This is a genomic window from Sinorhizobium chiapasense (assembly GCF_045277575.1).
In the GTDB taxonomy this organism is placed as follows: domain Bacteria; phylum Pseudomonadota; class Alphaproteobacteria; order Rhizobiales; family Rhizobiaceae; genus Ensifer; species Ensifer chiapasense_A.
Genome location: NZ_CP144205.1, coordinates 3145870 through 3158816, shown reverse-complemented (window position 1 = coordinate 3158816; position 12947 = coordinate 3145870). Strand labels below are relative to the sequence as shown.

The following is a 12947-nucleotide window of genomic DNA, read 5'->3' as shown; positions in this document are numbered from 1 at the left end:
ACGAAACATGCAAAATATTGTATTAGGGTGCACGAATGGAGCAGCTTGACGGCTTCGATCTCAAGATCCTCAGCGAATTGCAGCGCGATGGGCATCTGACCAACAACGAACTGTCCGAACGCATCGCGCTTTCGCCGTCGCAATGCTCTCGGCGGCGCACCCGGCTCGAAGCGGAAGGCTATATCACCGGCTATCAGGCCCAGATCGACCGGCAGAAGCTCGGTCTCGATCTGATGGTGGTGATCTCGGTGACGCTCGCCACCCACAATCGCGACAATGCCAAGCGGTTCGGCAAGCTCGTCTCCAGCCTGCCCGAAGTTCTGGAGGCCTATGCGCTGACGGGCGAGATGGACTATCACCTGAGGGTGGTGACGCCGGATCTCGCCGGGCTTTCGCGCTTCGTCAACGACGTGCTGCTGCCCCATGACAGCGTGCAGCATGTGAAGACCTCGATCGTGCTCGAAACGCTGAAAAGCTTCGAAGGCGTGCCGATCCCGGAACGGATGAAGGGCTGAGCTCAGCCGCGGGCGTTGTCGGGTTTTTCGATCCTGACGATGGCGCGTTCCACTGCTTCCAGGCCGGCAGCCAGTGCCTGCATCTCGGCCGGTCCGATCAGCGCGTTCAATTCCGCCTGATAGCGGGCAGCAAGCTCGGTCAGTTCGCCATAGGCCCGAATGCCTGTCTTCGTCAGTGCCAGATGCTCGACGCGGCGGTCGTCCTCACGTTCGCGCCGCGTCAGCCAGCGGCGTTTTTCGAGGGCCGCGACGGCGCGGCTGACTTTGGTCTTGTGCATGGCCGAGTGGGCGCCGACCTCGGTCGCCGTCATCGGGCGGCCGGTGCTGCCGAGGGCTGCGAGCGTGCGCCATTCCGGGCGGGTGAGCTGGTAGCGTGCCTTGTATTGGGCGGCGAAGCGCAGGGCGACGAATTCGGCTGCACGGTTCAAGCGGTAGGGCAGAAAGGCGTTGAGCTCGAAGCCATCGGTGGCCATCGCGGTGTCCTTGATAGTTACAAAATCGATAGTTACGATTGCAACTAATATGCCGAAAGCGCCGCTCGCGTCCACGAGGATGCGCCGTCGCCGTGGCACCGGAAGTGTGCCGGCCCCTCAAGGGGCGCTCCTCTGCTGGAGCCAGGCGCTTACAGGAGGAGGATCGAACCATGCTCGAGAAGGCAGGACAACAGGCCGAGGCACAGGCCAAGGCAGCCGAGGCGCTCGGCTACATGCCGGGCTTCGGCAACGATTTCGAGACAGAAAGTTTGCCCGGCGCTCTGCCGCAGGGGCAGAACAGCCCGCAGAAATGCGCCTACGGGCTTTATGCCGAGCAGCTTTCCGGCTCGCCCTTCACCGCTCCGCGCGGCACCAACGAGCGTTCCTGGCTCTACCGTATCCGCCCGAGTGTCCGCCACACCGGGCGCTTCAGCAAGATCGACTATCCGCACTGGAAGACGGCGCCGCATATGGCCGAGCATTCGCTGGCACTCGGCCAGTTACGCTGGAATCCGTTGCCGAAGCCATCGGAGAAGCTCAATTTCCTTGAGGGCATCCGCACGATGACGACGGCGGGCGACGCACCGACACAGACCGGGATGGCGGCGCATGCCTATGCCTTCAACGCCGACATGGTGGACGACTATTTCTTCAACGCCGACGGCGAGCTCCTGATCGTTCCGGAGACCGGCGCGATCCAGGTCTTCACCGAACTCGGCAAGATGGATGTGGAACCCTCCGAGATCTGCCTCGTGCCGCGCGGCACGATGTTCAAGGTCACGCGGCTTGGCGACGAGAAGGTCTGGCGCGGTTACATCTGCGAAAACTATGGCGCCAAGTTCACGCTGCCGGATCGCGGCCCGATCGGCGCCAACTGCCTCGCCAATCCGCGCGACTTCAAGACGCCGGTCGCCGCCTTCGAGGAGAAGGAGACGCCCTGCCGCGTACATGTGAAGTGGTGTGGCGGCTTCCATGTGACCGAAATCGGCCATTCGCCGCTCGACGTCGTTGCCTGGCACGGCAACTACGCGCCCTATAAATACGACCTCAAGACCTTCTCGCCCGTCGGCGCGATCCTCTTCGACCACCCGGATCCGTCGATCTTCACGGTCCTGACTGCACCCTCCGGCGAAGAGGGGACGGCGAATGTCGATTTCGTCATCTTCCCGCCGCGCTGGCTGGTGGCCGAACACACCTTCCGGCCGCCCTGGTATCACCGCAACATCATGAGTGAGTTCATGGGGCTGATCTACGGCCGTTATGACGCGAAGGAAGAGGGTTTCGTGCCCGGCGGCATGAGCCTGCACAACATGATGCTGGCGCATGGGCCTGACGCGTCTGGCTACGACAAGGCGACAAACAGCGAGTTGAAACCGGTGAAGCTCGACAATACGATGGCCTTCATGTTCGAGACCCGCTTCCCGCAGCAACTGACCCGCTTCGCCGCCGAACTGGAGACGTTGCAGGACAACTATATCGATTGCTGGAGCGATCTCAAGAAGCGGTTCAACGGGACGCCGGAAGGCGATTGGTCTTGAGTTCACGCCTCGTTTTGCTCGGCAGCAAGGGCGGTCCGGCGATCCGGCCGGGCGGCCCCTGGCCGACCTCGTCGCTGCTTCAAATCGGCGGCCGGACCATCGTCGTCGATTGCGGCCTCGGCGTCACCCGCGGGCTAACCAATGCCGGCGTGCCGCTGAAGGCGCTCGACCTCATCGTCATCACCCACCTGCATTCGGACCACGTGCTGGAACTCGGGCCGCTGATCCACACCGCGTGGACTGCCGGGCTCGCTGATCCCGTGCGCGTTTTTGGCCCTGCGGGGACCTGCGCCTATTGGCACGGCTTCCTTCAGGCGATGGCTTTCGACATCGACATTCGCATCGTCGACGAAGGGCGACCGGATCTGCGCGCGCTGGTCGAGGTCATCGAATATCCCGAGGGCAAAATCTTCTCGGAGAACGGCCTGACGTTGTCGGCGCTGCGCGTCGACCATCCGCCGGTCACCGACTGTTTTGCGCTCCGTTTCGACCATGCGGAAGGCTCGGTCGTATTCTCGTCCGACACGGCCTATTTCCCGCCGCTCGCCGATTTCGCCAGAGGGGCTGACATTCTCATACACGAGGCGATGCTTGCCGAAGGCGTCGACCGGCTGGTGGCGCGCACCGGCAATGGCGCGCGGCTGAAGGAGCATCTGCTGGCGAGCCACACATTCGCCGAACAGGCGGCGGCGATCGCAACGGCCGCCGGCGTCGGCCGGCTGGTGCTGCACCATCTCATCCCCGCCGATGATCCGGAGATAACCGAAAACCACTGGATTGCCGCGACCCGCAAAAACTGGGCGGGCGCCTTGACGATCGCTGCCGACGGCCTTGTTGTGAAGCTTACGGACGATTCGTCCGACTAGGTCGGTTTTCTGCCTGGTAATACGAGAAACAAAGAAAGATTGAGAGGGAGGACTGCATGAAACTGGCGACACTCAAGGACGGTTCGCGCGATGGAAAGCTCGTGGTCGTCTCTCGCGATCTTACCCGCTGCTCAGAAGTCGGGCACATCGCCCGCACGCTGCAGGCAGCGCTCGATGATTGGGCGCATGCCGGTCCTCGGCTGGCACGCGTGGCCGAAGGGATCGAGACCGGCTCGCAGCCGACGATCCGGTTCCATGAACACGATGCGCTCTCGCCGTTGCCGCGCGCTTACCAATGGGCCGATGGTTCGGCCTATGTCAATCACGTCGAACTGGTCCGCAAGGCCCGCAATGCCGAGATGCCGTCGAGCTTCTGGACCGATCCGCTGATGTATCAAGGCGGCTCCGACAGTTTCATCGCGCCGCGTGATCCGATCCCGCTTGTCGACGAAAGCTGGGGCGTCGACATGGAAGGCGAAGTTGCCGTCATCGTCGACGACGTGCCGATGGCGGCGACGATCGAAGAGGCGCGGGCGGCCATCCGCCTCATCATGCTGGTCAACGACGTGTCGCTGCGCGGCCTCATCCCGGCGGAGCTCGCGAAGGGCTTCGGCTTCTTCCAGTCGAAGCCGTCTTCCGCCTTCTCGCCAGTCGCGGTTTCTCCGGATGAATTGGGCGACGCCTGGGACGGCGGCAAGCTGCATCTGCCGCTCTGCGTCGACCTCAACGGCAAGCCCTTCGGCCGCGCCAACGCCGGCATCGACATGACCTTCGACTTTGCCCAACTGGTTGCTCATGCCGCCAAGACCCGGCCGCTTGCTGCAGGCACGATCATCGGTTCGGGCACGGTCTCCAACAAGCTCGACGGCGGCCCGGGCAAGCCGGTCGCCGAGGGCGGTGCCGGTTATTCCTGCATCGCAGAACTGCGGATGATAGAGACGATCGTCGGCGGCGCGGCGAAAACGCAGTTCCTGAGGGCCGGCGACGTCGTGCGCATCGAGATGAAGGACAAGGCGGGCCATTCGATCTTCGGCGCGATCGAGCAGACCGTCGAAGCTTACAACAAGGCCTGATACGGCCGAGCGACAGAACGGGCAAAGGCATGAGCGAGACCGTCCTTTACGACTACTGGCGTTCGTCGGCGAGCTACCGGGTGCGTATCGCGCTCAACAGCCTCGGCGAAAGCTATCGTTCGGTGCCGGTCGATCTGCTCGCCAAGGCCCACAAGCAGCCTGAGCATCTGGCACGCAACCCGCAAGGGCTCGTCCCTGTGCTCGACATCGATGGCGAGCGCTTCACGCAATCGCTCGCCATCATCGAGTATCTCGCCGAGACACGCGCCAATAGCGGCTTCCTGCCGCATGATGCCGTCGGGCGCCAACGGGTACGCAGGCTGTCCTATGCGATCGCCATGGACATCCACCCGGTGTGCAATCTCGGCGTGATCTCCCATGTCATGGCCAATGCCGAGGATGGCGAAGCGGCGCGGCGCGACTGGATGCGCAAGTTCATCGGCGAGGGGCTTGCCGCCTTTGAACGGCTGCTCGACCATCCCGCAACCGGCCGGTTCTGCCATGGCGACCGCCCGACAATGGCGGATTTCTGCCTTGTGCCGCAGGTCTACAATGCCCGCCGCTGGGAGGTGGATCTCAGCGCTTGCCCGCGGCTTGTCGCGATCGATCAGAATTGTGCGGAGATCGAGGCTTTCGCCCGCGCGCATCCGGATCGCACGCTGCGCTGAGGCGGTGCGACTTTCTGCCCGATCCTCTCTCCAGGCACCATCAGGCTGAACCTCTGTTGTGCTGACCGGCTCGTCTGGCCGGTTCCGTCAAGCGAATGTCGCGAATGGATCGACGGCGGCGGAAAGGCCGCGCTAGTTTTTGCGTGACTGGCCGTATATGGGGGGGCCGGAAAAACCTCTGGAGCGAGAGACCTACCGATGAAAAGCTATGTGCTGAACGTCAGCTGCAAGACCACCCGCGGCATCGTCGCCGCCATCACCGGCTATCTCGCCGAAAAGGGCTGTTACATTTCAGACAGTTCGCAGTTCGACGACCTCGAAACCGGCCTGTTCTTCATGCGGCTGACCTTCATCAGCCAGGAAGGCGTCAAGCTCGATGAGCTCAAGGAGGGCTTCGAGCCGGTCGTCAAGCGCTTCAACATGACGGCGGAAATCCGCGACAGCGAAGAGCGCATGAAGGTACTTCTGATGGTGTCGCGTTTCGGCCATTGCCTCAACGACCTTCTCTATCGCTGGAAGATCGGCGCGCTGCCGATCGACATCGTCGGCGTCGTCTCCAACCACTTCGATTATCAGAAGGTGATCGTCAACCACGACATCCCCTTCCACCACATCAAGGTGACGAAGGAGAACAAGCCGAAGGCGGAAGCGCAGCTCCTGGAGATCGTCGAGCAGACCGGCGCCGAGCTGATCGTGCTTGCCCGCTACATGCAGGTCCTGTCGGATGCGCTCTGCAAGAAGATGTCGGGCCGGATCATCAATATCCACCACTCCTTCCTGCCGTCGTTCAAGGGGGCCAACCCCTACAAGCAGGCCTATGAGCGCGGCGTGAAGCTGATCGGCGCGACGGCGCATTATGTCACCGCCGACCTCGACGAAGGCCCGATCATCGAGCAGGACATCGCCCGCATCACCCACGCCCAGAGCGCGGAAGACTATGTCTCGATCGGCCGCGACGTCGAAAGCCAGGTGCTGGCCCGTGCGGTGCACGCGCACATCCATCACCGCTGCTTCATCAACGGCAACCGCGTCGTCGTCTTCCCGCCGAGCCCGGGTTCCTACGCTTCCGAGCGCATGGGCTAAAGAGCGGCCGGTCGGACCCTCTCGCCGTCAAGGGGAGAGGGTCGAGGGGGCAATTCGCCGCTGAAAACGACAAGCGCCGCCCGTTCGATCGGCGGCGCTTCTCATAAGTTGGGGCGGGATGCGGGCGGAAAACCGCGCGCACTTTTCCTCATCCCGCTCGTATCCTACTGCAACAGCTCCAGCCCCACCGCTGTCGCCTCGCCGCCACCGATGCAGAGCGAAGCAATTCCGCGTTTGACGCCCTTGGCGCGCATGGCGTGAAGCAACGTCACGATGATGCGGGCACCGGACGCGCCGATCGGGTGGCCGAGCGCGCAGGCGCCGCCGTTGATGTTGACGATATCGTCTGAGAGCCCGAGATCGCGGATCGCCGCCATCGCCACCACGGCGAAGGCCTCGTTGATTTCGTAGAGGCCGACGCTGCCCTTTTCCCAGGCGAGCTTGGCCATCAGCTTGTCGATCGCACCGATCGGAGCGGTCGTGAACCAGGCCGGTTCCTGTGCGTGGCCGGCGTGGCCAGCGACGATCGCAAGCGGCGTCAGCCCCCGCTTTTCCGCCTCGCTTGCCCGCATCAAAATCAGCGCCGCTGCACCGTCTGAGATCGACGACGAATTGGCCGCGGTCACGCTGCCGCCGTCGCGGAAGGCGGGTTTGAGCTTCGGGATCTTTGCCGGATCCGATTTGGTTGGTTGCTCGTCGCGGTCGAGATTGGCGGTCTGCCGCTTTCCAGCGCCGCTGACCACTACCGTTTCCTCGGCAAAGGAACCATCTTCAGCCGCGCGGGTTGCGCGCTCCAGCGAGCGAAGCGCGAAGGCGTCCTGATCCGTGCGCGAGAACTGGTAGTGTTCGGCCGTATCCTCGGCATAGGTGCCCATCAGCCGGCCGGAGTAGGCGTCTTCGAGGCCGTCGAGGAACATATGGTCCTTGACCTCACCATGCCCGAGGCGGAAGCCGCCGCGCGCCTTTGGCAGCAAATAGGGGGCGTTGGTCATCGACTCCATGCCGCCGACGGCAAGCACGGTGGCGCTGCCGGATAGCAACGCGTCGTGGCCAAGCATCAGCGCCTTCATGCCGGAGCCGCAGACCTTGGAGACGGTCGTCGACGGCGTCTCCTTGCCGAGGCCTGCGCCAAGAGCTGCCTGGCGTGCCGGGTTCTGGCCGATACCGGCCGGCAGCACATTGCCCATCAGCACCTCGTCGACAGCGTCAAGGCCGGCGCGATCGAGTGCTGCCTTCAGCGCGATGGCGCCGATTTCCGGTGCGGTCAGATCCTTGAGGCCGCCCTGAAAGGCGCCCATCGGGGTGCGTGTCGCCGAAACGATGACGATCGGATCAATTCTGCTCATGTCTTTCTCCCGTGCGACAAAAGGCAATAGTTGGCGCGGGTGGGCGCCGCGTGTGTCCTTCTCCCCGCATGGCGGGGAGAAGGTGGCCGGCAGGCCGGATGAGGGGCCATTTTACAACGTGTCGATCAGATATGCAGCGCGTGCCCCAGCGCCTTCAGCGCCGACTCCTGGAAAGCCTCGGACTGCGTCGGGTGGGCATGGATCGTGCCGGCGATGTCTTCGAGACGTGCACCCATTTCGATCGCAAGGCTGAAGCTTGCCGAGAGTTCCGAGACCCCGTGACCGACCGCCTGGATGCCGAGCACCAGGTGGTTGTCGGCGCGGGCGACGATGCGGATGAAGCCATCTTCCGAGAGCGTCGTCATGGCGCGGCCATTCGCCTGGAAGGGGAACTGTCCGATCTTGATCTCGATGCCGCTGGCGCGCGCCTCGTCGGGCGAGAGCCCGGCGGTGACGATTTCCGGGTCTGTGAAGCAGACGGCCGGGATGCAGCGCTTGTCCCAGCTTCGCTTGTGGCCGGCGACGATCTCCGCCACCATTTCCCCTTGCGCCATGGCGCGGTGCGCCAGCATCGGCTCGCCGGTGACGTCGCCGATGGCGTAGATGCCGCGCATCGAGGTGCGGCACTGGTCGTCGACGCGGATGAAGCGGCCGGTGCGGTCGAGGTCGATCTCCTCCAGCCCGAAGCCTTCGGTCACCGGCCGGCGCCCGACGGTGACCAGCACTTTTTCGGCGGCGACGTTGACAGCGCGGCCGTTGTGTTCGGCATGCAGGCTATTGGTCTCGACGGAGTAGCTCTTGGCCACCGTCTGGGTGAAGACCTCGATGCCGAGTTCGCCGAGGCGCTTGCCGATCGGCTTCGTCAGGTCGGCATCATATTGCGGCAGGATACGCGTCAGTGCTTCGACGACGGTGACGTGGCTGCCGAGCTTGGCGAAGGCCGTGCCGAGTTCGAGGCCGATATAGCCGCCGCCGATGACGGCGAGGCTCTTCGGCACGCTCTTCAGCGACAGGGCTTCGGTCGAGGATATGATCGGCCCGCCGAAAGGCAGGTCCGGAAGCTCGACCGGTGCCGAGCCGGTGGCAATGACGACCGCCTCGGCGCGGATGCGCTGCAGCCCGATTTCGGTTTCGACATCGACGGTCTTGCCATCGACGAAGCGCGCCGCGCCGATCACCGCCTTGACGCCGGCCTTCTTCAAGAGCCCGATCACCCCGCCGTTCAGCCGGCCGACGATGCCGTCCTTCCAGGCGACGGTGTGGGCAAGATCGATTGAGGGGTTGGCAAGTGAAAGGCCGAGCGGACTGCGGCCGGACGCCGCCGCGCGCAGCTTGTGGAACTCTTCGGCCGCATGGATCAAAGCCTTGGAGGGAATGCAGCCGACATTGAGACAGGTGCCGCCGGCCTTGGCCTTTTCGACGATCACGGTGTCGATGCCGAGCTGGCCGGCGCGGATGGCTGCGATGTAGCCGCCGGGGCCGGCGCCGATGACGAGCAGCTTGCAGGAAATTTCCTTCATGATCGCCTCAGGCCTCCACGAAAATAAGCGCCGGCGTTTCGAGCAGGGTCTTCAGTCGCTGCACGAACACGGCCGCATCCCAGCCGTCGATGACGCGGTGATCGAAGCTCGAGGACAGGTTCATGATCTTGCGCGGCACGAACTGCGTGCCGTCCCAGACCGGGCGGATCGCCAGCTTGTTGACGCCGACGATCGCCACTTCCGGGTGGTTGATGACCGGGGTGGAGACGATGCCGCCAAGTGCGCCGAGCGACGAGATGGTGATCGTCGATCCCGTGAGCTCATCACGGGTGGCGGTGCCGGTGCGGGCCGCCTCGGCAAGACGATTGAGCTCGTTGGCGCAATCCCAGATGCCACGCGCTTCGGCATGGCGCACGACCGGAACGGTGAGGCCCGCCGGCGTCTGGGTGGCGATGCCGATATGCACGGCATGATGGCGGTGGATGATGCCGGGGCCGTCGTCGAAGATCGCGTTGACAGCGGGCTGCTCGGCAACGGTGCGAACGAGCGCCCGCATCAGATAGGGCAGGATCGTCAGCTTCGGCTGGTCCGCCTTGCGGTCGCGGTTCATCGTCGCGCGCAGGTCCTCGAGCGCCGTCATGTCGACCTCTTCGACATAGGTGATGTGGGGAATGCGCGAGGTCGAAAGCGACATCTTCTCGGCGATGCGGCGGCGCAGCCCCGTCACCTTGATTTCGTCGACCGCGGTCTTGCGCTGGAGGCCGGCGGGCGCCAGCGCCGGCTGGGCGCCGCGGGCGATGAACTGGTCGAGGTCGTCATGAGTGATCCGCCCGGCCGGACCGGTGCCGGTCACCTGACGGAGATCGACGCCGCTCTCCTTGGCGCGCAGGCGCACAGCCGGTGACGCCAGCGCCTTTTCCAGCCGTTCGGCCGCCGGCGGGATGCCGTTGGCCGGCGCCTTCACCTCGACTTTTGTCGCTTGAGTGGGTTTCGCCAGCGGCGCGGGTGCCTCGACCTTTAACTCGGGCTTTTCTTCCGCCTTCGCGGCCGGCTTTTCGTCGAGAGGTGCGGTGGCTGCGCCTTCGCCGGCAATCTCGATGCGCACGAGCGGCGACTTCACCGCGACCGTGTCGCCCACTTCGGCGCCGAGCCAGAGCACGGTGCCGGTCACGGGCGAGGGGATTTCGACGGTTGCCTTATCGGTCATGACGGCGGCGAGCACCATGTCCTCGCGCACGGGATCGCCGGGCTTCACATGCCATTCGACGAGTTCCGCCTCGGCCACGCCTTCGCCGACATCGGGCATCTTGATTACGAATTCGCCCATGTCAGGCCTCCATCACTTCGACGAGCGCGCGTCCGACGCGCGCGGGGCCGGGGAAATAGTCCCATTCCTGGGCGTGCGGGTAGGGCGTGTCCCAGCCGGCGACGCGCACGACGGGCGCTTCGAGATGGTAGAAGCAATGCTCCTGCACGAGGGCCGCGACTTCGCCGCCGAAGCCCGATGTGAGTGTTGCCTCGTGCACGACGACACAGCGGCCGGTTTTTTCGACGGATTTCACGATCGTGTCGAGGTCGAGCGGCAGCAGGCTGCGCAGGTCGATCACTTCGGCGTCGATGCCGGTCTCCTCGGCCGCAGCGAGCGCCACATGCACCATGGTGCCGTAGGCGACGACGGTGACCGCGGAGCCCCGGCGGCGGACTTCCGCCTTGCCGATCGGGATCGTGTAGTGGCCTTCCGGTACCTCGCCGAGCTCGTGCTTCGACCAGGGAATGACCGGGCGTTCGTGATGGCCGTCGAAGGGACCGTTGTAGAGCCGCTTCGGTTCCAGGAACATCACCGGATCGGGATCTTCGATCGAGGCGATCAGCAGGCCCTTAGCGTCATAGGGATTCGACGGCACGACGACCTTGAGGCCGCACACATGAGTGAACAGCGCTTCCGGGCTCTGGCTGTGGGTCTGGCCACCGAAGATGCCGCCGCCGGTCGGCATGCGCAGCACGATGGGGCAGGTGAAATCGCCGTTGGAGCGGTAGCGGATGCGGGCCGCCTCCTGGGTGATCTGGTCGTAGGCCGGGTACATGTAGTCGGCGAACTGGATTTCGACGCAGGGCTTCAATCCGTAGGCCGCCATCCCGATCGCGGTGCCGACGATGCCGCTTTCGCTGATTGGCGCATCGAAGCAGCGAGTCTTGCCGTATTTCGCCTGAAGGCCTTGCGTGCAGCGGAAGACGCCACCGAAGTAGCCGACGTCCTCGCCGAAGACGACGACATTGTCGTCGCGCTCCATGGACACGTCCATGGCGCTGCGCACGGCTTCGATCATTGTCATTCTGGCCATATCAGTATCCTGCCTTCTGCCGCTGGCGGCGAATGTGCGGCGGCATCTCGGCGTAGACGCCCTCGAAGATATCGCGCACTGAGGGCTTGCCGCCCGCATGCAGCGTGCCGTGGCCTTCGGCCTGTTTCTGCGCCTGGATCACTTCGTCCAGAATCTCGGCCTCGGCCTGGGCGTGGCGTTCCTCCGACCAGGCGCCGCGCAGGATCAGATGCTTCTTCAGCCTCAGGACCGGGTCGCCGAGCGGCCAGGCCTCCGATTCCGTCTTGGGGCGATAGGCGCTCGGATCGTCGGAAGTCGAGTGCGCGCCGACGCGGTAGGTGACGTATTCGATCAGCGTCGGGCCGAGATTGCGCCTTGCGCGTTCGGCCGCCCACTTGGCGACGGCGTAGACGGCGAGATAGTCATTGCCGTCGACGCGGAGCGCCGGGATGCCGAAGCCAAGGCCGCGGGCGGCGAAGGTGCCGGAACCGCCGCGGGCAATGCCCTGGAAGGTCGAGATCGCCCACTGATTGTTGACGATATTGAGGATGACGGGCGCCTTGTAGGTGGAGGCGAAGACGAGCGCCGAGTGGAAGTCCGATTCCGCCGTCGAACCGTCGCCGATCCAGGCGGCGGCGATCTTGGTGTCGCGCTTGATGGCCGAGGCCATCGCCCAGCCGACCGCCTGCACATATTGGGTGGCGAGGTTGCCGGAGATCGTGAAGAAGCCATGCTCCTTGGAGGAATACATGATCGGCAGTTGCCGGCCGCGCAGCGGATCGCTCTCATTCGAGAAGATCTGGTTCATCATCTCGACCATCGGATAACCGTCGGCTATCAACAGACCCGCCTGGCGATAGGTCGGGAAGTTCATGTCGCCCTTGTTCAGCGCCCTACGGAAGGCGCAACTGACGGCTTCTTCACCCAGATGCTGCATGTAGAAGGAGGTCTTGCCCTGGCGCTGGGCCATCAGCATGCGCGCATCGAAGGCGCGCAGCGTCATCATGTGGCGGAGACCGGCGAGAAGTTCGTTATCCGAGAGCAGCCCGGCCCAGGGGCCGACCGCCTCGCCATCGCGGTTAAGCACACGGATGATCGAATAGGCGAGATCACGGATCTCCTCCGGCGCGACGTCCACTTCGGGGCGGGGAACGGCGCCGGCTTTGGCAATCTTGACGTTGGAGAAATCCGGTTGACCACCGGGCCGAACCGCCGGTTCGGGGACATGCAGGCTAAGTCGATCGAAATCGCTCATGCGGTTTCCGGCCTCCTCCGGAGTGCGCAGCGCACCAAATCGAGAGCGGGAAAACGGTATGTCGGATGTCGTCGAAGACGTGCTTGGTGACCCGCAAGGCTCCTCCGCCCGAGATCTGCACAGCTTCTTCCTCAGCCCCGCTCTCCCGACGGGAATGCATACAGACTGCCACGAGTTCGGGGGCTTATGAAGATTTTTCAGCGTCTCGGGGTCGGTGTGGGCGAAGAAAGATAGAATCCTGCCGGGAGCGCGCCCACGCGTTGTGTCGCGCATATTCCTGCCGGTCGCTGCTTGTAATTTTCTTTCGCGGCTGGACTCTGCCGACGAC

At 64.2% G+C, this 12947-nt stretch carries 12 protein-coding genes; 6 read left to right on the top strand and 6 right to left on the bottom strand.

Translation table 11 applies throughout. From position 1 onward, the window contains the following. Window positions 1-35: 35 nt before the first annotated feature. On the top strand, window positions 36-515 hold the full coding sequence (locus tag QM996_RS15275) for an Lrp/AsnC family transcriptional regulator (protein WP_065375464.1): 480 nt from the start codon (window positions 36-38) through the stop codon (window positions 513-515). Window positions 516-517: 2 nt separating this feature from the next. On the opposite strand, the gene QM996_RS15270 is transcribed toward QM996_RS15275, so the two are convergent. Beyond that, complete coding sequence (locus QM996_RS15270) at window positions 518-988, bottom strand: MarR family winged helix-turn-helix transcriptional regulator (RefSeq protein ID WP_500268197.1); 471 nt, start codon at window positions 986-988, stop codon at window positions 518-520. A gap of 170 nt (window positions 989-1158) precedes the next feature. Here QM996_RS15270 and hmgA point away from each other — a divergent pair, with 170 nt between their 5' ends. From hmgA to purU, 5 genes are all read left to right on the top strand, one after another. Beyond that, window positions 1159-2526 carry a cupin domain-containing protein gene (gene hmgA / locus QM996_RS15265; RefSeq protein WP_500268196.1) on the top strand — a complete coding sequence of 456 codons (1368 nt, stop codon included), beginning with the start codon at window positions 1159-1161 and terminating at the stop codon, window positions 2524-2526. Beyond that, complete coding sequence (locus QM996_RS15260) at window positions 2523-3392, top strand: MBL fold metallo-hydrolase (protein ID WP_500268195.1); 870 nt, start codon at window positions 2523-2525, stop codon at window positions 3390-3392. Before hmgA ends, QM996_RS15260 begins: the two co-directional genes overlap by 4 nt. A gap of 56 nt (window positions 3393-3448) precedes the next feature. Then, window positions 3449-4465 carry a fumarylacetoacetate hydrolase family protein gene (locus tag QM996_RS15255; protein ID WP_500268194.1) on the top strand — a complete coding sequence of 339 codons (1017 nt, stop codon included), beginning with the start codon at window positions 3449-3451 and terminating at the stop codon, window positions 4463-4465. A gap of 29 nt (window positions 4466-4494) precedes the next feature. Further along, a complete protein-coding gene (gene maiA, locus QM996_RS15250) occupies window positions 4495-5133 on the top strand; it encodes a maleylacetoacetate isomerase family protein (protein WP_500268193.1) in 639 nt (212 codons plus the stop codon). A 198-nt stretch (window positions 5134-5331) separates the two neighbouring features. Then, on the top strand, window positions 5332-6216 hold the full coding sequence (gene purU, locus QM996_RS15245) for a formyltetrahydrofolate deformylase (RefSeq protein ID WP_173520255.1): 885 nt from the start codon (window positions 5332-5334) through the stop codon (window positions 6214-6216). Between the two features lie 164 nt (window positions 6217-6380). On the opposite strand, the gene QM996_RS15240 is transcribed toward purU, so the two are convergent. From QM996_RS15240 to QM996_RS15220, 5 genes are all read right to left on the bottom strand, one after another. Then, window positions 6381-7562 (bottom strand): thiolase family protein, encoded by a 1182-nt coding sequence (locus tag QM996_RS15240; RefSeq protein ID WP_500268192.1) that lies wholly within the window; start codon window positions 7560-7562, stop codon window positions 6381-6383. 125 nt (window positions 7563-7687) lie between these two features. Further along, entirely contained in the window at window positions 7688-9082 is a 1395-nt protein-coding gene (gene lpdA, locus QM996_RS15235; RefSeq protein WP_500268191.1) for a dihydrolipoyl dehydrogenase family protein, read from the bottom strand. A gap of 7 nt (window positions 9083-9089) precedes the next feature. Then, the gene (locus QM996_RS15230) at window positions 9090-10370 is read right to left on the bottom strand and encodes a dihydrolipoamide acetyltransferase family protein (protein WP_500268190.1); all 1281 of its coding nucleotides are present in this window, start codon (window positions 10368-10370) and stop codon (window positions 9090-9092) included. Window position 10371: 1 nt separating this feature from the next. Further along, window positions 10372-11385, bottom strand: coding sequence for an alpha-ketoacid dehydrogenase subunit beta (locus tag QM996_RS15225; protein ID WP_500268189.1), 1014 nt, complete (start codon window positions 11383-11385; stop codon window positions 10372-10374). A gap of 1 nt (window position 11386) precedes the next feature. Then, entirely contained in the window at window positions 11387-12619 is a 1233-nt protein-coding gene (locus QM996_RS15220) for a 3-methyl-2-oxobutanoate dehydrogenase (2-methylpropanoyl-transferring) subunit alpha (RefSeq protein WP_500268188.1), read from the bottom strand. Window positions 12620-12947 lie beyond the last annotated feature (328 nt).